The sequence below is a fragment of the Roseomonas populi genome (assembly GCF_024594815.1).
GTDB lineage: Bacteria > Pseudomonadota > Alphaproteobacteria > Acetobacterales > Acetobacteraceae > Roseomonas > Roseomonas populi.
Genome location: NZ_JANJOU010000002.1, coordinates 259,743 through 278,979 on the forward strand (window position 1 = coordinate 259,743; position 19,237 = coordinate 278,979).

General features: G+C 70.7%; 24 protein-coding genes. 7 read left to right on the forward strand and 17 right to left on the reverse strand.

All coding sequences use genetic code 11. The features are described from left to right. Positions 1–110: 110 nt before the first annotated feature. Positions 111–977: an ABC transporter permease gene (locus NRP21_RS04220; protein WP_257714929.1), complete on the reverse strand. Its 867-nt coding sequence runs from the start codon at positions 975–977 to the stop codon at positions 111–113. After that, complete coding sequence (locus tag NRP21_RS04225) at positions 967–1,809, reverse strand: ABC transporter ATP-binding protein (protein WP_257714930.1); 843 nt, start codon at positions 1,807–1,809, stop codon at positions 967–969. The genes NRP21_RS04220 and NRP21_RS04225 overlap by 11 nt, the downstream gene beginning before the upstream one ends. Before the next feature lie 167 nt (positions 1,810–1,976). Here NRP21_RS04225 and NRP21_RS04230 point away from each other — a divergent pair, with 167 nt between their 5' ends. Then, positions 1,977–2,390, forward strand: a complete 414-nt coding sequence (locus NRP21_RS04230; protein ID WP_257714931.1) for a rhodanese-like domain-containing protein — start codon at positions 1,977–1,979, stop codon at positions 2,388–2,390. A gap of 54 nt (positions 2,391–2,444) precedes the next feature. Here NRP21_RS04230 and NRP21_RS04235 read toward each other — a convergent pair whose 3' ends face one another. After that, on the reverse strand, positions 2,445–3,422 hold the full coding sequence (locus NRP21_RS04235; protein WP_257714932.1) for a tripartite tricarboxylate transporter substrate binding protein: 978 nt from the start codon (positions 3,420–3,422) through the stop codon (positions 2,445–2,447). Positions 3,423–3,597: 175 nt separating this feature from the next. Here NRP21_RS04235 and NRP21_RS04240 point away from each other — a divergent pair, with 175 nt between their 5' ends. Both NRP21_RS04240 and NRP21_RS04245 read left to right on the forward strand, forming a co-directional pair. Beyond that, positions 3,598–4,347: an endonuclease III domain-containing protein gene (locus NRP21_RS04240; protein ID WP_257714933.1), complete on the forward strand. Its 750-nt coding sequence runs from the start codon at positions 3,598–3,600 to the stop codon at positions 4,345–4,347. Positions 4,348–4,498: 151 nt separating this feature from the next. Beyond that, positions 4,499–4,687: a hypothetical protein gene (locus tag NRP21_RS04245; protein WP_257714934.1), complete on the forward strand. Its 189-nt coding sequence runs from the start codon at positions 4,499–4,501 to the stop codon at positions 4,685–4,687. A 1-nt stretch (position 4,688) separates the two neighbouring features. On the opposite strand, the gene mtnA is transcribed toward NRP21_RS04245, so the two are convergent. The 3 genes from mtnA to NRP21_RS04260 are packed head-to-tail and all read right to left on the reverse strand — an operon-like array spanning position 4,689 to position 6,769. Further along, positions 4,689–5,792: an S-methyl-5-thioribose-1-phosphate isomerase gene (gene mtnA, locus NRP21_RS04250; RefSeq protein WP_257714935.1), complete on the reverse strand. Its 1,104-nt coding sequence runs from the start codon at positions 5,790–5,792 to the stop codon at positions 4,689–4,691. A 4-nt stretch (positions 5,793–5,796) separates the two neighbouring features. After that, positions 5,797–6,294, reverse strand: a complete 498-nt coding sequence (locus tag NRP21_RS04255) for a UPF0262 family protein (protein ID WP_257714936.1) — start codon at positions 6,292–6,294, stop codon at positions 5,797–5,799. Beyond that, complete coding sequence (locus NRP21_RS04260) at positions 6,287–6,769, reverse strand: DUF983 domain-containing protein (protein WP_257714937.1); 483 nt, start codon at positions 6,767–6,769, stop codon at positions 6,287–6,289. Before NRP21_RS04260 ends, NRP21_RS04255 begins: the two co-directional genes overlap by 8 nt. Positions 6,770–6,905: 136 nt before the next feature. Between NRP21_RS04260 and NRP21_RS04265 the strand changes: the two genes are divergently transcribed. Next, a complete protein-coding gene (locus NRP21_RS04265; protein ID WP_257714938.1) occupies positions 6,906–7,547 on the forward strand; it encodes an aspartate/glutamate racemase family protein in 642 nt (213 codons plus the stop codon). A gap of 16 nt (positions 7,548–7,563) precedes the next feature. On the opposite strand, the gene NRP21_RS04270 is transcribed toward NRP21_RS04265, so the two are convergent. The 8 genes from NRP21_RS04270 to NRP21_RS04305 all read right to left on the reverse strand — a co-directional run bounded on the left by NRP21_RS04270 (position 7,564) and on the right by NRP21_RS04305 (position 12,664). Next, the gene (locus NRP21_RS04270) at positions 7,564–7,851 is read right to left on the reverse strand and encodes a hypothetical protein (RefSeq protein WP_257714939.1); all 288 of its coding nucleotides are present in this window, start codon (positions 7,849–7,851) and stop codon (positions 7,564–7,566) included. 50 nt (positions 7,852–7,901) lie between these two features. Next, positions 7,902–8,366, reverse strand: coding sequence for a hypothetical protein (locus NRP21_RS04275; protein ID WP_257714940.1), 465 nt, complete (start codon positions 8,364–8,366; stop codon positions 7,902–7,904). Between the two features lie 96 nt (positions 8,367–8,462). After that, complete coding sequence (locus tag NRP21_RS04280) at positions 8,463–8,765, reverse strand: hypothetical protein (protein ID WP_257714941.1); 303 nt, start codon at positions 8,763–8,765, stop codon at positions 8,463–8,465. A 104-nt stretch (positions 8,766–8,869) separates the two neighbouring features. Next, positions 8,870–9,838 (reverse strand): N-carbamoyl-D-amino-acid hydrolase, encoded by a 969-nt coding sequence (locus NRP21_RS04285; protein ID WP_257714942.1) that lies wholly within the window; start codon positions 9,836–9,838, stop codon positions 8,870–8,872. A 50-nt stretch (positions 9,839–9,888) separates the two neighbouring features. Beyond that, a complete protein-coding gene (locus NRP21_RS04290; RefSeq protein ID WP_257714943.1) occupies positions 9,889–10,158 on the reverse strand; it encodes a hypothetical protein in 270 nt (89 codons plus the stop codon). Beyond that, entirely contained in the window at positions 10,155–10,337 is a 183-nt protein-coding gene (locus NRP21_RS04295; RefSeq protein WP_257714944.1) for a hypothetical protein, read from the reverse strand. The genes NRP21_RS04290 and NRP21_RS04295 overlap by 4 nt, the downstream gene beginning before the upstream one ends. After that, positions 10,334–11,716 carry a dihydroorotase gene (locus NRP21_RS04300; protein WP_257714945.1) on the reverse strand — a complete coding sequence of 461 codons (1,383 nt, stop codon included), beginning with the start codon at positions 11,714–11,716 and terminating at the stop codon, positions 10,334–10,336. Before NRP21_RS04300 ends, NRP21_RS04295 begins: the two co-directional genes overlap by 4 nt. A gap of 33 nt (positions 11,717–11,749) precedes the next feature. Next, positions 11,750–12,664, reverse strand: a complete 915-nt coding sequence (locus NRP21_RS04305) for a LysR family transcriptional regulator (protein ID WP_257714946.1) — start codon at positions 12,662–12,664, stop codon at positions 11,750–11,752. Positions 12,665–12,780: 116 nt separating this feature from the next. Here NRP21_RS04305 and NRP21_RS04310 point away from each other — a divergent pair, with 116 nt between their 5' ends. The 3 genes from NRP21_RS04310 to NRP21_RS04320 all read left to right on the forward strand — a co-directional run bounded on the left by NRP21_RS04310 (position 12,781) and on the right by NRP21_RS04320 (position 16,854). Continuing rightward, on the forward strand, positions 12,781–14,310 hold the full coding sequence (locus NRP21_RS04310) for an MmgE/PrpD family protein (protein WP_257714947.1): 1,530 nt from the start codon (positions 12,781–12,783) through the stop codon (positions 14,308–14,310). A gap of 81 nt (positions 14,311–14,391) precedes the next feature. Next, positions 14,392–15,552, forward strand: a complete 1,161-nt coding sequence (locus NRP21_RS04315) for a bifunctional 2-methylcitrate synthase/citrate synthase (RefSeq protein WP_257714948.1) — start codon at positions 14,392–14,394, stop codon at positions 15,550–15,552. A 537-nt stretch (positions 15,553–16,089) separates the two neighbouring features. After that, complete coding sequence (locus tag NRP21_RS04320) at positions 16,090–16,854, forward strand: hypothetical protein (RefSeq protein ID WP_257714949.1); 765 nt, start codon at positions 16,090–16,092, stop codon at positions 16,852–16,854. A gap of 55 nt (positions 16,855–16,909) precedes the next feature. Here the strand turns inward: NRP21_RS04320 and NRP21_RS04325 are convergent, their stop codons facing one another. The 3 genes from NRP21_RS04325 to NRP21_RS04335 are packed head-to-tail and all read right to left on the reverse strand — an operon-like array spanning position 16,910 to position 19,229. After that, complete coding sequence (locus NRP21_RS04325; RefSeq protein WP_257714950.1) at positions 16,910–17,776, reverse strand: class I SAM-dependent methyltransferase; 867 nt, start codon at positions 17,774–17,776, stop codon at positions 16,910–16,912. Next, positions 17,773–18,816, reverse strand: a complete 1,044-nt coding sequence (locus NRP21_RS04330; protein WP_257714951.1) for a glycosyltransferase family 4 protein — start codon at positions 18,814–18,816, stop codon at positions 17,773–17,775. Before NRP21_RS04330 ends, NRP21_RS04325 begins: the two co-directional genes overlap by 4 nt. Then, complete coding sequence (locus NRP21_RS04335) at positions 18,813–19,229, reverse strand: 6-pyruvoyl trahydropterin synthase family protein (protein ID WP_257714952.1); 417 nt, start codon at positions 19,227–19,229, stop codon at positions 18,813–18,815. The genes NRP21_RS04330 and NRP21_RS04335 overlap by 4 nt, the downstream gene beginning before the upstream one ends. Between the last annotated feature and the right edge of the window lie 8 nt (positions 19,230–19,237).

The window sequence follows — 19,237 nt, forward strand, 5'->3', positions numbered from 1 at the left end:
GTCTTTCTCCCCGGCCTTCCCCGCGCCAGAGGTCCGCTTGGGGGGAACGCCGGCTCGAAGGCCTAGCACGGCGTTCCCCAGGAGGAAAAGACGCGAGGAGAGGAGGGCCGTCAGACCCCCGCCACGGCGACCTGCCCGGAATCCTGCCCGCGCATCGCCCAGCCGGTGGTGCGGTTCTCGATCGCGACGGCCACGACGTACATGATCACGCCCATCACGCCGGTGATGATGAGGCCGGCGAAGACCAGCGGCACGTCAAACCGGGAGGAGGCCAGCATCATGAGGTGCCCGATGCCCTTATTCGCCGCCACCGTCTCCGCGATGATGGAGCCGACGAAGGCCACCGTGATGGCGATCTTCAGCGAGGCGAAGAAGTAGGGCATGGCCCGGGGCAGGCCCACCTTGCGAATGATGTCGGTCGGCTTGGCGCCCAGCGCCCGCAGCACGTCCCGCAGCTCCGGCTCCACGGTGGCGATTCCCGTCGCCACGTTCACGACGATGGGGAAGAAGGAGATGAGGAAGGCGGTGATGACCGCCGGCACGGTGCCGATGCCGAACCAGATGACGAGGATGGGCACCACGGCCACCTTCGGCACGGAATTGAAGGCGATCAGCAGCGGGTAGAGCCCGTGGTAGAGCAGGGTGGAGGAGCCGATCGCGACCCCCAGCAGCAGGCCGAACACGATGGCCAGCGCGAAGCCGATCAGCGTTGTCATCAGCGTCTGCCAGGAATTGTCCAGCAGCGGCAGCCACCACTTCCACATGCTTGCCGCGATGGCGGAGGGCGCGGGCAGGATGAACTGCGGGATCTGGAAGGCCTGGCAGACCACCTCCCACACCACGAAGGTGCCGACGATGATGATCCAGGGCAGGGCGGCCTGGAGCCGGCGCCGGCGGCGGGCGGCGGCGGCCATGGCCTCTACCCGGAGCTGGGCGGCCGTGGCGGCCGGCTTCGTGGCGGGGGAATCAAGCGGCATGGGGGGCCTCCTGCGCGGGGGAGGCGGGAACCTCCTCGCCGCGCCGCGCGGCGCTGATGTGCTCGCGCAGCTCGTGGACCAGCTCCTGGAAGGGCTGGGTGTAGGTGATATCGAGGTTGCGCGGGCGCTCGAAGGGCACCTTCCGCTCCGCGATAATCCGGCCGGGGCGCGCGGACATGATCAGCACGCGGTCCGCCAGGAACACCGCCTCCTTCAGGTCGTGGGTGACGAGGATGACGGTGGGCTTCAGGATCCGGCAGACCTCGGCCAGCTGCTCCCACAGCTCCTCGCGCGTGAAGACGTCCAGCGCGCCAAAGGGCTCGTCCAGCATCAGCAGCTGCGGATCGTGGATCAGGGCGCGGCACAGGCTGGCGCGCTGCTGCATCCCGCCGGAGAGCTGGTGCGGCGTCTTGTCCTCGAACCCCGCGAGCCCGACGAGGGCGAGGAGCTTGCGCGCCTTCTCCTCGTACATGGACCGCTCGCCCCGCAGGCGGCGCCGGTGCGGCTCCACCACCTCCAGGGGAAGCATCACGTTCTGCAGGATCGTGCGCCAGGGCAGCATGGTGGGGGCCTGGAAGGCCATGCCCGCGATGGAGAGCGGCCCCGCCACCTCCTTCCCCGCGACGATCACGCTGCCGGCCGAGCAGGGCCAGAGCCCGGTGACCAGCCGCATCAGCGTGGATTTCCCGCAGCCCGAGGGCCCGACCACGGCGACGAACTCGCCCTTGGCGATCCGCATGGAGGTGTGCCGCAGGGCAAGTGTGCCTTCCGCGCCGCCATAGCGCATGGAGACGTCGTCGATCTCCACGAAGGGCCTTTCGAACCCGCTCATCCCAGTAGCACTCTCCCAGCCGGCCCCTCGCGGGGCCTGTCCGCCGTCCATTCCCGGCATCGTGAGAGGTGCAATGCAAGCTTCGCGCCAGGACGGTGGGCCGGGAACCCTGGCGTGAGCCCGCCGCGAGGCCTATCTGCCCCGACCGTACAACCCGAGGATGCGTCATGCCCGTCGAGGATATCTCCCCTGAGGACAGCTACGAGGCGCTGCGGACGGACCCGGACGCCATGCTCGTGGATGTTCGTACCGATGCCGAGTGGAACTTCGTCGGGATCCCCGACCTCTCGGCCACCGGCAAGCAGCCTGTTCTCATCCCCTGGCAGCTCTACCCGTCCATGCAGGTGAATGGTGCCTTCGTGGAGCAGCTTCGCCGCGCCGGCGCCACGCCGCTGACGAAGCTGCATTTCCTCTGCCGCTCCGGCGCCCGCTCCCTCGCCGCGGCGCAGGCGGCCCAGGCCTCCGGCTTCCCGAACGCCTATAATGTCGCCGACGGCTTCGAGGGGCCGGTGGACGAGGAAGGCCACCGCGGCAGAGTCGCGGGGTGGAAAGCCAGCGAACTGCCCTGGCGGCAGCGCTGATCCAGTAAACCGCCAGGGCGGGGCAGGAGGACCTGCCCCGCCCTGGCGCGTGCCTCACTCGACGCGGATGTCAGCCTTCCGGGCCACGTCGCCCCAGCGCTTCGTCTCAGCCGCCACGAACTCGCGGAAGGCCTCCGGCGAGAGGGTACCGGCAGTGATCCCCAGCTCCTCGTAGCGCGCCTTTACCTCCGGGCTGGCCAGGGCGGCCAGGGCCTCGCGGTTCAGGCGGGCAACGATCGCGGGCGGCGTGGCGGCCGGCGCGAAGATGCCGTGCCACGACAGGCTCTCGAAGCCGGGCAGGCTCTCGGCGATCGTCGGCACGTCCGGCGCCTGCGGGAGGCGCTGCAGGCTGCCCACGCCGATGGCCCGGATGCGCCCCTCCCTCGCGTGCGGCCAGCCCGAGGAGAAGTTGTCGAAGGCCATGGGCAGAGTGCCGGCCAGCATGTCCGTCATGATCTGCCCGCTGCCGCGATAAGGCACGTGCACCGCCTCGGTCCCGGTCAACTGGGTGAAGAGCTCGCCCGCCAGATGGATGGAGGTGCCGACACCGGAGGAGCCGTAGTTGATCTGGCCGGGGCGCTGCTTCATCAGCGCGATCAGTTCCGGCACCGTGCGGGCGGGGATGTTGTTGGCCACCACCAGCATATTCGGCTGGCTGCCCAGAAGCGCCACCGGCGCGAAATCCCGCAGGTTGTCGAAGGGGATGCGCGGGTAGATCGAGGCGTTGATCGCGTGGCTGCTGATCGTGCCCATGCAGATCGTGTAGCCGTCCGGTGCGGCCTTGGCGCAGGCTTCCGCGCCGATGTTGCCGCCCGCGCCCGCGCGGTTGTCCACCACGATCGGCTGGCCAAGCCGCTTGGACATCTCGGCCCCCACCAGCCGCCCGATCAGGTCCGTGGTGCCGCCGGCCGCGAAGGGCACGAGCATGCGGATGGGCCGGTTCGGGTAGTTGTCCTGAGCGAGGGAGGGCAGGGGAGCGAGGGCGAGCGCGCAGGCTGCCCCCATCAGGGCGCGACGCATCGGGCCAAACATGGGCAATCCAGTCCTTTCCTGGGCGCGTTGGCGCACCGTTTCCGTCGTGAGGCTGGGCGAGCGGCCCCAAGGGGTCAAGCAAGTCCGCCGAATCTGCCATAGCACATTCCCGCGAACCCGCGCAGGGCTGCGGCGTTCCGAATGTATTCCGGCCAAGGTCGGTGAGGAGGAATGCATGCCCGCGCCAGCCACCGTCGGTTCCGGCCCGCGGGAAAAGCTCGTCGAGGTCCACGCCCGGCTCTGCAAGGCCTATGGCTGCCCGATCGCCTATTTCCACGAGCACGGGCCGATGGACGAGCTGGTTTCCTCCCTGCTCTCCCACCGCACACGCAACGCCGACAGCGCCCGCGCCTTCCGCAACCTGCAGGAGCGCTTCGCGGACTGGGAGGCGGTTCGGGACGCGCCGGTCCGGGATGTGCAGGAGGCCTTGGCCCCCTGCACCTGGCCCGAGGCGAAGGCACCCGCCCTCCAGCGCATCCTGCAAATCATCACCGGGCGCCGGGGATCGCTTAACCTCGACCACCTCGCGGACACGCCGGTGCCGGAAGCGCGCGAGTGGCTGGAATCCCTCCCGGGCATCGGGCCGAAGACGAGCGCCGCCGTCCTCTCCTTTTCGTCCCTGCGTCGGCGCGCCTTGCCGGTGGACAGCCACCATCACCGGGTGGCGCAGCGCCTGGGGCTTATCCCCGCCAGTCTCTCCGTCGGCCCCTCTCACCGTGTGCTGGAAGCGATGCTGCCCCCAGAATGGGACGCGCAGCAGGTGTATGACGACCACGAGGTGCTGATGCTGCACGGCCAGCGCGTCTGCCATTTCCGCAGCCCGGCATGTGGCCGGTGCGTCTTGCTGGACATCTGCCCGACAGGCCAAGCGCATCGTGCCCCCGAGTCGGTGGCCGGATCGGCCGCGTTTCCTTCACATGCGTGAAGCCGGCGTTGTGAATCCTGCATGGGGGCTCAGCGCCTGTGCCGATCTTCGCCACGTTTTGGCCATGATCCGGACCTGCCTTCGCCGCGCGGCAGGAGCTTGATTCACCTGTCGCCCGCCGAATCCCCCAGGCGGGCAGGGAGGCCGCACTATGGACCGCATTGCCCTCGCCCTGATCACCTCGGGCCTCGTGCTCATCCTCGGTATCGTCGGCGCCATGCTCGGCGGGGCGACGATGGAGATCTCGGCCTATGCCGCGGTCGGTGCCGCGCTCTCCGGCACCGGGATCGTCGTCGGGCTGGCGATGCTGGAGCGCCGGGCCTTCGCCCGGACCGCCTGAACTAGACCCTCTCGGGGTAGAGCGCGGCGAGACCCTCCTCGCTCGCCTCGCAGCGCCCGCGCTCGGTAATCAGCCCGGTCACCAGCCGCGCGGGCGTCACGTCGAAGGCCGGGTTGGCGGCCCGCGACGACTCGGGCGCCACACGGATGGCGCCCACCCCTCCCTCAGGAAGCAGGCCCGTGGTCGCCGTCACCTCGGCGGCCGAGCGCTCCTCGATCGGGATCTCGGCAAGCCCGTCGCGCACCGACATGTCCAGGGTGGAATGGGGCAGGGCGACCCAGAAGGGAATGTCGTTGTCCTTCGCCGCGAGCGCCTTCAGGTAGGTCCCGATCTTGTTCGCGACGTCGCCGTTCCGGGTCACGCGATCGGTGCCGACGATGACGATGTCCACCAGCCCGTGCTGCATCAGGTGCCCGCCGGCATTGTCCGTGACGAAGGTGTGCGGCACCCCGTGCGAGCCGAGTTCCCAGGCCGTCAGCGCGCCCTGGTTCCGCGGGCGGGTCTCGTCCACCCATACATGGACGTCCATTCCCGCGTCATGGGCCTGGTAGATGGGCGAGAGGGCGGTGCCGTAGTCCACGGTCGCGATCCAGCCGGCGTTGCAGTGCGTCAGCACCCGCACGGGCTCGCCCTCCCGGCCCTCCGCCTTCTTGCGGGCGGCGATCTCCTTGAGCAGTTCCAGCCCGTGCTCGCCGATCTTCCGGTTCGTCTCCACGTCGTCGTCGCAGATCGCCGACGCCTCGGCATAGGCGGCATCGGCGCGGCGCTCCGGCGGGTGGTTGCGAACGGCGGCGCAGATGCGGTCCAGCGCCCATTTCAGGTTCACGGCGGTAGGGCGGGTCTCGTTCAGCATCGCCGCCATCCTCTCCAGGTTCTCGATGGAGGGATCGCGCCGCAGCGCCATGGCCAGGCCGTAGGCGCCCACGGCGCCGATCAGCGGCGCGCCGCGCACCTGCATGGAGCGGATGGCGTGCGCGACCGCCTCCTCGTCCGAGAGCACCAGCTCCTCGACCGCCCAGGGCAGCTTCGTCTGATCGAAGATGCGGATGGAGTGGCCGTCCGCATCCAGCCAGACGCTGCGGTAGGGCGTGCCGTTGATCTTCAAGGCTTCAGATCCGTTGATGCAGGGCGCAGACGAGGGTGAAAAGGCGGCGCGCCGTCTCGAAGTCAAGCTCCACCCGGCCCTCCAGCCGCTCGCGCAACAGCTGGGCGGCCTCGTTGTGGAGTCCGCGCCGGCCCATGTCGATCGCCTGGATGCGGGCGTCCGCAGCGCCCTCGATCACCGCCTGCTCATGGCCCTCGATGACCATGTGGTAGTCCTTGATCAGCCGCCGGAAGGGGCCGAGGGCGAGGGCATAGGCGTGCAGCGGCAGGTCCGCCTGGTCGCGCACGTCCAGCACAAGCCGCCCGTCGCGCAGGCAGAGATGCAGCGCGTAGGGGCCGGGCGGCAGGCCCGCCGGCAGGAAGCGGTTGCCTGCCAGCAGGTCCGCCACGGCCTGCTGCCGGTCTGCCTCCACAAATGGGGAGGGAAGAGGGGAGTGGTCGCCCAGCTCGATGCGCACGATGTCCCGCACGGTCGTCTCCGCCGTCACCGACGCCTCAGACATCGCGCGAGGATCCCGGCCCTGGGGCGGATTCCCCGTGCGGGCTGCCGGGATCGGCGAAGCCCAGCTTCCACATCCAGCCTACCACCCCACCCTTCACCGGGCGCAGCAGCAGCGTGCAGATCACGGCGAACAGGGGCAGCCACACCACCATGTGCAGCCACATGGGAGGCTCATAGGCCTTCTCGATCCAGAAGATCGGCGGGATGAGGAGATGCCCGGCCAGGAAAATGACGATGTAGGGCGGCGCATCATCGGCCCGGAGGCTCCCGAGCGGCGCGTGGCAGACCCGGCACTCCGGCGCCACCCGGAGGAAGCCCTGGAACACCGGCCCTTCCCCGCAATTCGGGCAGCGGTTGACGATGCCGCGCCGGATCGCGCCGAGCATCGTCGTCCCGCGCTCCGCCGCCTCCGGCTGGACCGGGGCTGGGCGCCAGCTGACGGTGGTCGGCTCTGGTGGGGCTTGCGGGCTTGGCATGGACGCGGTCCTCCAGCAGGCAGGGCTTCGAACGTACCCCACCGATCTTTGTTGCATTGCAATATGGAGCGAGGCCCGCCGGGGCACAAGGATTCACAGGGTTGCAGTTGCCCGACCGGCCGATCACCCTTGCGGGATGGAACGCCGTATCCTCGTCATCAATCCCAATAGCGACGCGGCGTGCACCGTCGGCATCGCCGAGGCAGTCGCGCCTTATGCCCGGCCCGGCCATGCCCGCTTCGACACTATTTGCCTGAAGGATGGGCCCGCAGCCATTACCTCCTGGCGGGACTGGTTCGGGGTTGCCCTACCCCTCTGCGACGCGGTGCGGGCGGAGCCGGCCGACGCCTACGTCATCGCCTGCGTCTCCGATCCCGGCGTGGAGGCGGTGCGGGAGGTGACGGACAGGCCGGTCCTCGGCCCGTTCCGCGCCTCGATCCTCGCCGCTCTCGCGCGGGCGGACCGGTTCGGCGTCATCGCCTTCGTCGATGCCAGCAAGCAAAGGCAGCGACGGGTCCTTCTCTCACTGGGCGTAGAGGCGCGCCTCGCGGCTTCGGAGGCGCTGAACCTCCCCATGTCGGCGCTGACGGATCCCGCGGCGCCGCGTGCGGCGCTGCTGGCCGCCGGGCGGAAGCTCGTCGCGGCGGGAAGCGAGGCCGTCGTCCTGGGATGCACCGGCATGGCCGGACATCGCGACTACCTGGAGGGGGAACTGGGCGTGCCTGTGATCGAGCCCTGCGCGGCCGTGGCCGCACAGGCGCTCCTGGCCGTGGTCTGAGGACGTGGCCGTCCGCTCAGCGGGCGGCCAAGCTGCGATTCGACGCCTCGGTCGCGAGCGACCCACGAGGCGCGCCGGCGTTCTGGGCCAGCCGCGCCCGCTCGCGCTCCCAGTACTCCCGGCGCAGGTTGCGGGTCTCGCGCTCCCGGTCGCGCAGTTCTGGGCTGGCCTGCGCCTTTACCTCCTCGGAGGCGCCCAGGCGACCGAAGAGGTTGCCGAACAAGCTGTCCTCCGCCCGCGCTTGAGGGGCGGCAAAGGATGCGAGGCCGGCTAGGGCGATGACGGCAAGAGCACGGTTTGACATAGGTTGGTCTCCTGCCGGCGAAACGCGCCCGAGGCGGCGCGAGTTGCTCCTCAGCGGCGGCGATCTTCCGAGATGCGGCGGCGCTCCTCGTCGAGGCGGCGCTGCTGGTCGTTCAGCTGGCGCTGCCGCTCCGAGAATTGCCGGTCGCGCTCGAAGGCCTGGCGCTCGCGATCGAAGCGCGCGCGCTCCTCGGGCGAGATGCGCTCGCCGCGGCTCTCGCGCCGCTCGCGGTCCCGCTCCCAAGCCTCGCGGCGACGCTCGAAGTCCATCCGCTCGTCCTCGGCGCGGCGGCGGTCCCGCTCGCCGGCCCAGCGGCGATCCTCGTCGCGGTCGCGCCGGCCCTCGTCGCGGCGGCGGCGCTCCTCGTCCTCGGCACGGCGGGCGGCATCGTCCCGGTTGCCGCCGAACTGGCGCAGGGCCTGATCCACGAGACCGTTGATGTCCTGCGCACCCGCAGGTGCGGCAGCAAGGGCGGAGAGGGCGAGGGGGACTGTCAGCAGGGCGCGACGGCGCATGGCATCCTCCATGGTGCGGCCCTTAACGGGACCGTGCGAGGATTGAACGCCCGCCCGGTGTCCCCGTTGCGGCGTCGGCATGGCCGCTTCGGGGCGTCAGCGCTGCGGGTTGTCGCTCAGCAGCGGCAGGTTCGTGCCGGCCGGCTGCTCGGGCGAGGCGTTGCGGGTTTCGATGCGGCCGGGCGCCAGCGTGGGGCGCGTGCGGTTCATGTCATCGACGAGGCCGGGCGCGCCGGCGCCGCCGCGCTCCAGATCGCGGGCAACCTCGGCCACGCGGTCCTGGCGCTGGTCCTGCTCCACCTGCCGCCGGGCTTCCGCCTGGGCAGGGCTCGCAGCGAGGGCAGGCCCGGCGGCGAGGGGCATGGAGAGGACGGCGAGGGCGATCAGGGAGCGGTGCATGGGATACCTCCGCCCCTTCAACGCGGGGCGGCGGCGAAAGGTTCGGGCCGGGAAACATGGGCCGGAAGCGGGAGAAGAAAGCCCGCGCATCCGGCCCGCGGGTCTCAGCCGGCAGCTGGCGCCCATTCCTGCGGCGCCTCGGCGCCCGTCTGCGCGGTGATGCGACCATAGGCTTCCACGCGGCGATGGGCCGCGAAGTTGAAGATCGTCGTCCGCCCCAACTCGCACATGCCGAGGTCGAGGTCCGCCGTGATCAGCTCGTCGTCCCAGGAGGTGGCCTGGGCCATGATCTCTCCCTGCGGGTTGACGATGATGGAGTGGCCGAACAGCTCGTGCCCGTCCTCCACGCCCGCCTTGGCGGTGGCGACGGCAAAGGTGGCGTTCTGGTAGCAGCCCGCCTGGATGGAGAGGTGGGAGTGCAGCACGCGCAGGTGGTGCGCCTCAAAGCCGCGGTTGTCCTGGTTCAGACTCGGCGTGTTGTAGCCGAGCATGACCAGCTCCACGCTCTGCAGCCCCAGCACCCGCCAAGCTTCCGGCCAGCGGCGGTCGTTGCAGATCAGCATGCCGACATTCACCGGCCCGGCCCCGCCCACGGGCGCGCGCGCCACGGGGAAGCCGAGGTCGCCTACCTCGAAGTAGCGCTTCTCCAGGTGCTGCACGGTGCGGATCGGGTCGTATTCCTTGTGCCCGGGCAGGTGAACCTTGCGGTACTTCAGCACCATCTCGCCGGATGGATGGAAGAAGGCGGCCGTGTTGAAGCGGCGGCCGTCCGGGGTCTTCTCAGCATAGCCGAGGTGGAAGGCGATGTTGAACTTGCGCGCCGCCTCGAACAGCGGGGCTGTCTGGTTGGAGGGCAGGGCCGTCTCGTACCAGTCGTCCGCGGCGGCGATGTCCTCCTCGTACCAGCGCGGGAAGAAGGTCGTCAGCGCCAGCTCGGGAAAAACCACGACCTCGACGCCGCGCTGATGAGCGCGCTCCATCAGCCGGACCATGCGGCCCACGGACACGTCGCGCCCCTCCGCCTTCTGAATGGGGCCGAGCTGCGCGGCGGCGACGGTAAGGCGGCGGGTCATGGTTCAACTCCTCTGTTATGCGCGCCGCACATCTAAATAGGTGAGGCGCCCTAGTGCCGCCCTTCCGGCTTGCGCCAGGGCTCCGCGTCCACCGGCGGCGGGGCGCGGCGGCCCACGGGCGGCGGCGGCGGCTCGGGCGGCGGCGGCTCCGCCTCAGGCAAGATGCGGGCCGCGATCCACCAGGCTGCCCGCCCGCATGCGATGCCGCAGACAAGCGCGATCAAAGCATTCGGCACGGAGGTGCCCGGCCCTGTGAGCCAGACCCAGCCGCCGAAGCCAAGCAGCGCCCCGACGATCGCGATCCCCAGCGAACGCGTCATCTCCGCCCCTTCAGCAGCCCGATCGCGCCAACGACCACGGCAATGATCAGGCCGCCGAGAAAATGCGCCATCCCGAAGCCGCCGAAGCCGAGCCCGAACGCGACGAACAGGCCGAAGCCGAGCAGCGCGACCATCGCGATCAGCAGGCCCGGAGTCTCGGGCGGTGGCGGATACCTCATGGCAGGGTCACGGGCCGGCCGTGCTGGCGCGGCACGAAACGGCCCTCGCCGGGCTTCGCCAGCACCGCCTCCCCGTCCCAGATGCGGCGGCCGCGCAGGTATGTGGCGGCCACGCGGCCCTTCAGGGGGCGGCCGTGATAGGCGGAGTGCTGGAACTCCGGCCGGTCCAGGATCTTCGCCTGATCGAAGGTGAAGTCGCCGCGCTCGATCACGCAGAGGTCGGCATCGCTGCCCACCGCGATGGAGCCCTTCTTGGGATCCAGCCCGTGATAGCGCGCAGGTTCCGCCGCGCAGTACTTCGCCATCAAGGTGGGCGGCAGCCCGCGCTCCTCAAGCAGGGTGAACATGACGGGGGCGAAGGACTGCATCCCCGTCAGCCCGGCGCCGAGGGCGAAGATGTCGCCCTGGTAGATCTTGCGGTCCCGCTGCCAGGGCGCGTGGTCCGTGGAAATATAGGCGCACTTGCCAGCCAGCAGCGCGGCCCACATGCGCTCCACCTCGTCCTTCGTGCGGAAGGGCGGGTTGCACTTCCCGAAGCCCTCCAGCCGGACGATGTCCTCCTCCGTCATGCAGAAGTAGTGCAGGCAACCCTCGCCGGAAGAGCGGGCTCCGTGGGACCGGAAGTCCTCCGCGATCTCGAAGCCGCGGGCGAGGGAGGAGTGGGCGATGTGGACGTGGGCGCCCGTCTCCAGCCCGATCTCGAAGATGGCGAGGTTCGCCAGGTTCTCCGCCAGGGGCGGGCGGGTGCGGCAATGCCAGATCGGGTCGGTGTGGCCGGCCGCCTTCGCCTCGGCGGTCAGCCTCATCACCAGCTCCTGGTCCTCGTTGTGGACCGCGACCATCAGGTTGGTCTTCGCGATCTCCGCGAAGGCCTCCCGCATCAGCCCCGGCTCGATCCGGGGGAAGCGCACCGCGTCGTACTCGTAGGTGGAGAACTTGAAGGAGCAGGCGCCGGCCTCGGCCAGCCCCGCGATCTCCTCGACGCCGCCATCCTTCTTGATGGTGCCATACAGGGCGACGTCCACATGGGCCAGCCGATGCAGCCACTCCACCTTGTCGCGCAGGATGGCCGCACTCGTCACGGGCAGGGGGATATCGTAGGGCATGTCCACGCAGGTCGTGACCCCGCCGGCGGCGGCGGAGAGGGTGGCGCCCTCGATCCCCGGCCAGCCAATGGAGCTGGCGGTGTGCATGTGCCCATCCACCAGGCCCGGGAAGACCAGGCGTCCGGACTGGTCCTCCGTCTCGGCGGCCGGCGGCGGCTCGCCCTGGCCGATGGCCGCGATCGTCTCCCCGCGCACGGCGACGTAGCCGCCCTTCATCACCCGGTCCGGCAGGACGAGGTCACCGAGGATCACGCGGTCATAGGGCTGGCTCATGCGGTGTCCGGACTTGCTGCGGGGCAGCGAAGGTTAAGGCAGATCGGCCGGAGCGCGTAACCCACCCGGTACAGGGAAAAACGCGTCCGCGAGGGAGAGGGCGAGGCATGCCGCCTCGCTCTCCCGCTCCGCGTTCCAGGCCAGGGCGACGCCCACGGCCCGGATCGGGCCGGCCAGCGTCCGGAAGGCGACACCCGGCGGCCGCAGCCGCGCCATGCCAGAGGAGACGAGGGCGACGCCGAGCCCGGCCGCAACGAAGCCGAGCTGCGCCATGGCCGATCCCACCTCCCGCATCGCGCGCGGGGCGAAGCCGGCATCGCGGCAAGCGGCGACCATCGCATCCGCATAGGCCGGGGAGATGGCCCGGGGCAGCAACAGCATCGGCTCGTCCGCCAGCAGGGCGAGTGGCAGAGGGTCCGGCGCCAGGAGCAGCGCGTGGCCTTCCGGCAGCGCGACGAGGAGGTGGTCCTCCCCCAGAGGGCGGATGCGAATGGGCGGGCGGGCGCGGTCGTCGCGCAGCAGGGCGATGTCCACCTCGCCGCGCCGCAGGGCCTCCAGCGCGTCCGCCGTGTCCATCTCCCGCACGGAGACAGCCGCCTCCGGCCGCGCGGCGGAGAGGGCCCGCACCAGCGGCGGAAGCTCGTCGAACAGGGCGGAGGTGACGCAAGCGATGGCGACCGGCGCGTGCCGCCCCGCGCGCAACTCCCGCGCCAGCGCCTCCAGCGCGCCGGCATCCTCGGCCAGCCGGCGCGCCAGCGGCAGCAGCGCCTCCCCGGCGCGCGTCGGGCGCGTGCCTCGGCCGGTGCGTTCCAGCAGGCGCACGCCCAGCTCCTTCTCCAGCGCCTGGATCTGCGCGGTCAGCGGCGGCTGCGAGAGGCCGAGGCGGGCGGCGGCGCGGCCGAAATGCCCTTCCTCCGCGACGGCGAGGAAATGGCCCAGGCGTCGCACGAGGCGGAAATCCATGCGCGATACGGAAACGCTATCGCGCGGCGCCGTCAATCGGATTGGACGATGATCTGCGGCGGGTGCAGAACCGCGGTTCCAAGGAGAGGAAGGAACGCCCGGTGCAGATGCATCCCGTGAAGGTCTACCCATCCAAGGCGCTGCTGAAGCGCGAGGACCAGCTCGCCTGGAAGATCGCGGCGGTGGCCGCCGATCCCGTCGCGGTGCCGGAAGACACGGCGGCCATGATCATCAATCGCGTGATCGACAACGCCTCCGTCGCCATCGCCGCGATCAACCGCTCCGCCCCCACCTCCGCGCGGCAGATGGCACTCGGCCACCCGCGTCCGGGCGGCGCGACGGTGTTCGGCGCCGATCCCACGGTGCGCGTCTCGCCGGAATGGGCGGCCTGGGCGAACGGCACGGCGGTGCGCGAGCTGGACATGCACGACACCTTCCTGGCCGCCGACTACTCCCACCCCGGCGACAACATCCCGCCGATCCTCGCCGTGGCCCAGACCACCGGGAAGAGCGGCGCCGAGCTGCTGCGCGGCCTCGCCACCGGCTACGAGATCCACATCGACCTGGTGCGCGCCATCTGCCTGCATGAGCACAAGGTGGACCACATCGCCCATCTCTGCCCGGCACAGGCCGCTGGCCTGGGCACGCTGCTGGGGCTGGACCAGGCGACGATCTTCCAGGCCGTACAGCAGGCGCTGCACGTCTCGGTAACCTTCCGCCAGAGCCGCAAGGGCGAAATCAGCTCCTGGAAGGCCTTCGCTCCCGCCCATGCCGGCAAGCTGGCGGTGGAAGCGGTGGACCGCGCCATGCGCGGGGAGGGGGCGCCGAGCCCGATCTACGAGGGCGAGGACAGCGTGGTTGCCTGGGTCCTCTCCGGCCGCACCCACCGCTACCAGGGCGACGTTTACGAGCCGGTGTACTACAACGTGCCCCTGCCAGGCCCGGGCGAGGCGAAGCGCGCCATCCTCGACAGCTACACGAAGGAGCACTCGGCCGAGTACCAGTCCCAGGCGCTGATCGACCTCGCCTTCCGCATGCGGGAGAGGATCAAGGACCTGGAGCAGGTGGAGAAGATCCTCCTCCACACCTCCCACCACACCCACTACGTGATCGGCACCGGGGCCAACGACCCGCAGAAGATGGACCCCACGGCCAGCCGCGAGACGCTGGACCACTCCATTATGTACATCTTCACCGTCGCCCTGCAGGACGGGCGCTGGCACCACGTGGACAGCTACGCGCCCGAGCGCGCCGCCCGGCCCGATACCGTCCGCCTCTGGCACAAGATGGAGACGCGGGAGGACCCGGAGTGGACGCGCCGCTACCACTCCCGCGACCCGAACGAGCTGGCCTTCGGCGGCCGGGTGGAGATCACCCTGAAAGACGGCACGGTGCTGACGGACGAGCTGGCGGTGGCGAACGCCCACCCGCTGGGGGCTAAGCCCTTCGGCCGCGCCGACTACATCCGCAAGTTCCGCATCCTGACGGAAGGGATGATCGACGCCGCGGAGGCGGACCGCTTCATCGCCGCGGCGGAGAACCTGCCGAACCTTAAGGCCGGGGAGCTGGACCAGCTCAGCGTGCGCCTGCCCGATGGCAAGCTCGCCGTCGGCAAGCCCGGCATCTTCTGAGCCCAGTCTTCTTAGCACTGTCCGCGCTGCCGGCCCTTCCGGCGGCGCGGCAGCACAGCCCCACTAGCAGGAGGACGAACCATGAGCGAAACCCAGCCCGATATCCGCAAGGGCCTCGTCGGCGTCGTCGCCGACGTCTCGGCCGTCTCCAAGGTGATGCCGGAGACGAACAGCCTCACCTATCGCGGCTACCCCGTGCAGGACCTGGCGGAGGAATGTTCCTTCGAGGAGGTCGCCTACCTCCTCTGGAACGGCGAGCTGCCGAACGCGGCCCAACTCGCCGACTTCCGGCGGGAAGAAGCCTCGCAGCGCGCTCTGACCCCGGCGCTGCTGGAGGTGATCCGCGCCTTCCCGCGCGAAGCCCACCCGATGGACGCCATCCGCACCGCCGTCTCCTTCCTCGGCATGGAGGACCCTGACACGGCTGACGTGTCCGAGCCCGCCACGCGCCGCAAGGCGATGCGGCTGCTGGCGAAGATCCCCACCGCCATCGCGGCCGCACACCGCGCCTCCAAGGGGCTGGACCCGGTAGCGCCCGATCCTTCCCTGACCTTCGCCGAGAACTTCTTCCACGTCGTATTCGGGAAAGTTCCCCAGCCAGAGGTGGTGAAGGCCTTTGACGTCTCACTCATCCTCTATGCGGAGCACGGGTTCAACGCCTCCACCTTCACCGCCCGCCTGATCACCTCCACCGGCGGCGACCTGCACGGGGCGGTCACGGGCGGCATCGCCGCGCTGAAGGGCCCGCTGCACGGCGGCGCCAACGAGGCCGTGATGCACATGCTCAGCGAGATCGGCGACCCCACGAAGGCGGTGGAGTGGCTCCAGTCCCGCTTCGACCACAAGGCGCTGGTGATGGGCTTCGGCCACCGCGTCTACAAGAACGGCGACAGCCGCGTGCCCACCATGACCAAATACGCCGAGAAGATGGCGGAGGTCGTCGGCGACCGGCGCTGGATGGAGATGTCCCGCCTGCTGGCCGGGGAGATGCTGGCGAAGAAGAACATCCACCCGAACCTCGATTTCCCGGCCGGCCCCGCCTACCACCTGATGGGCTTCGACATCCCGCTCTTCACGCCGATCTTCGTTGCCTCCCGCATCACCGGCTGGGCGGCGCACGTGATCGAGCAGGCGGCGGACAACCGCCTCATCCGCCCTCTCTCGCACTATACCGGCGCGGCGCAGCGGGCGGTTCTCGCCATGTCCGCGCGCGGCTCCGCCGCGGCGTCCGCACACAGCTGACGACAGCGCTGCTGGCGGCGCGACGCGCGCGCCGCCAGCATCTCCGAACGCGGCGCGGGGCAACGTGCGATGATGCGAGTCGGATGCACGCGAAAATCTGAGCGCGCGAGAAGTCTTTTCGTTGACAAGCCGGAGTACGGTGCAGATAGCGTGAGACGCGCAAGAACCGTCTCACGCGATTCGCGCGCGATGCTGTCAAGCACCATGTGCAGCCACGATGCACCCGGCGGGACAGCGGCGCGGCAGACAACGGGACGGTGATCGGCGCGACGCAACGCGAAAGGACGGTTCTTGGATTTCCGCAAACGGGAAGTCTCAAGCCGGATGAGAGAAACGGCGGCGGAGGCGGCGACGGAGACGCCGGCCGAGCTGCCTGGGAACGCGAGGCCGGAGACGGCACGGCGCGGCCGCTCCATCACCTCGCGCGGCGGAACCAGGCCCTGTGATGCCTTCCCCCCGAACGGTGGGTGCGTCCGCGGGTCCAGAACGATCCATGACGCGAACCCACCAGGCACGAACGATCAGGAGATCCAGCACGTGAGCGAAGAGAAGACCCCCCGCGCCGCCGCCATGGCGATGAGCACGACCCGCCGCAGCACCGGCACGCGTAAGGCAAGCACCGCCGGCCGCGCCAAGCCGGCCGCGAAGTCCACGACCAAGGCCACAAAGGCCACCAAGACCACCGCCGCCAAGAAGCCGGCGGCGAAGAAGGCTCCGGCCGCCAAGAAGGCCGCGCCCGCCCGCAAGACCGCGGCGGCCAAGACGACGACCGCGCGCAAGACCACGAGCACGCGCAGCACGGCCGCGAAGAAGGCCGCGCCCGCCCGCAAGACCGCGGCGAGCAAGACGACGACCGCGCGCAAGACCGCGAGCACGCGTAGCACGGCCGCGAAGAAGGCCGCCCCGGCCCGCAAGACCGCCACCAGCCGCGCGACCCCGGCGAAGCGCGCCACCACGGCCCGCACCGCCGCCAAGTCCGCCACCGCGCGCCGCCCGGCCGCGAAGCGCACCACCGCCGCCGCCTCCACGACCACCCGCAAGGCCGCGCCGAAGCGCACCGCCGCCGCCAAGCCGGCTGCGAAGACGACGGCCCGCAAGGCCCCGGCGTCCCGCACCACGGCCACCCGTGCCGCCGCCAGCCGCAGCACGGGCGCCCGCAAGAGCGCCGCGACCAGCTCGCGCAGCGAGGCCGCGAAGAAGGGCGCCGCCACCCGCGCCCGCAAGAAGGCCGAGGCCGCCTCCGCCCCTGCCGAAACCCCGGCGGCCGAGAACGAGGCGATGAACACCGGCGACGAGACCTGATCAGGTCGCCTTCACGAGGAAGGGGGCGCTTCGGCGCCCCCTTTTTTTGTGCGGATCAACGGCCAGGCGGCAAGGCGAGCAGGTCCGTGTGCCCGACGAGGGCGCGAAGCGCGCCGCGCCGGGCCTGCGCCGCACGTGCGGCCGACCAGGCGCCGATCGCCGCTCCGCCGCGCGGGGTCCAGCGCCGCGCGGCCTCCGTGTGGCCCTTGGCAAGCGCGCTCAGCATGCGTGTCTCCGCCGGCCCGATCCGCCAGGGGGAGGGCGCGGTCGCCACATCGAAGCCCTGCGCGCGGAAAGCGGCCGCCATGGCGCGCACGGCCTCGTTCCCGAGCGCGGGTCCGTCGAATCCCTTCTCCCGCCTCTGGTCGCGCCGGAAGCCGCGCGCCACGATGCCGTCCGCCGGGTGCGGCGGCAGGAAGCGGGCGTCGCCGGCCACGTTCAGCGCCGCGTAGAAGGGCAGGCGCAGCCCTTCGGCCATCCGCTCCACCCACCGGCGGGAGACGAGGTCGCAAAGCGCGGAGCAGACCACGCCATCGGCCTTCCCAAGCGGCAGGCCTTCCGGCGCGTCGGCCAGGTCTCTCACCAGACCGTCCACCCGCCACGCGCCGGAGGGCGTATGAACAAGCAGCGTGCGCTTGTTCGGCGCCGAGACCTCGAAGCCGACATCCACGGCGCGCATGGCGATGGTGTCGAAGGCGAATTCGATGAGGGAGACGTCCGCGTCCACCAGCGTCCAGGCCTGCGGCCGGTTCAGGACGGGTGCGAGCCAGCGGAACAGGCTGCCCGTGCCCGCACCAAGGTCTAGCAGCCGCGGCCGCGCTGGCAGGGCGGCGGATAGGGCGAGGGCGAGGCCGAAATCCCGCGCGCGGGCGTCGAAGGGCTCGCGCAGTTCCAACCAGTCCGCGTCGAAGCTCTCGCTCATGCGCGCGCCCTCTCAATTTCGCGCGCGAAGGCCTCGGCGCGGTCGGACCAGCGCGGCAGGCGCTGCCCGGCCCGCCAGGCCGCTCCCGCCATCGCCTCGCGCAGCCCGGGATCGTAGATCGCGCGCCGCATGGCCCGGGAAAGGCTGTTGCTGTCCCCCGGCGCCGCGATCACCGCGCCGTCGCGCGGCGCGAGGTCTGCCAAGGCGCCGCCGGAGGTCACGGCCAGCGGCAGCCCGCGCGCCAGCGCCTCTGCCACCGCCATGCCGTAGCCTTCCCAGTGACTCGCCGAGGCGAAAAGGTCGGCGCGGTCGTACAGCGCCTCCAGCGCCTCACCCTCCACCTCCCCGGCGAAGGTGATGCGTTTGGTGATGCCGAGCTCCTCAGCCAGGCCTCGCAGCCCTTGGGCGTGCACGGCGTCTCGCACCGGGCCGGCGATCGTCAGCGTCCATTCCAGGTCGGTCAGCCGCCCCAGCGCCCGCAGCAGCACATCATACCCTTTGCGCGGCACGAGCGTGCCCACCGAGAGGATGGCGCAGCCCGGTCCATCCGATCCCCTGGCGCGCGGCGCCGGGTCCGTGCCCGGCTCGACCGTGCCGATGCGCGCGGGGTTGGCGCCAAATTCCGGCGCCAGTCGTTCGGCCGTGAGATGGGAGGTCGTGACCAGCCGCCCGAGCCGCGGGAAAATCGCGCGCTCGCGCTCCCGCAGTGCCGCGCGCTCCTCTTCGGAGAAGCCGGTTTCCAGCGCGGTCGGGTGATGAATCAGACCGACGGCGCGGGCCAGGGCAGGGGAGTCCAGGAGCGGTGCGAAGGCGGGCAGGCCGAGCCCATCGACGACCAGCGCCTCCGTCGCGAGGAGCCGGTCCACCACGCCGCGCCCGGCGGCTTCGGCCTCCGCGTCCGGAAGTGGATGGCGGCCGGGCATCTCCTCGATCCGCACTTCATGGCCCGCAGCCCGGAGGCCCTCGAGAATGCGGCGGTCGTAGGCGTAGCCGCCGCTGGTGGCGGAGAGCGGCGCCGGTACGGCGAGGACGATCCTCACGCCGAGACGGTCTTCCGCACCGGCGCTTCATAGGCAGCCCAGGCCAGAGGGCTCTCCCGCAGCAGCACCTTCACCGCCTGCACGGCCCGCCCGCCCTCGCCGAGCTTCCCCTCCGCCAGCGCGGCGCAGAGCAGGCCATGGATATGGAAGCAAAGGAACTCCGTGCTGGTATTCTGGCCGGAGAACTGGGGCAGGTTGTCCAGGTTGTCGTAGTCGAAGCTGTCGAGGATGCGCCGCAACTCCACCCGGGCGGCGGCGATGTCCACCAGCAGGTTCGCATCGTCCAGGGCCGGCGCGCGGAACTCCGCCTCCACCACGAAGGTCGCGCCGTGCACCCGCTGGGCGGGCCCGAAGGCCTCTCCCTTGAAGGAGTGCGCGATCATCACGTGGTCGGCGACGGTCAGGCTGTACATCGGGCTCT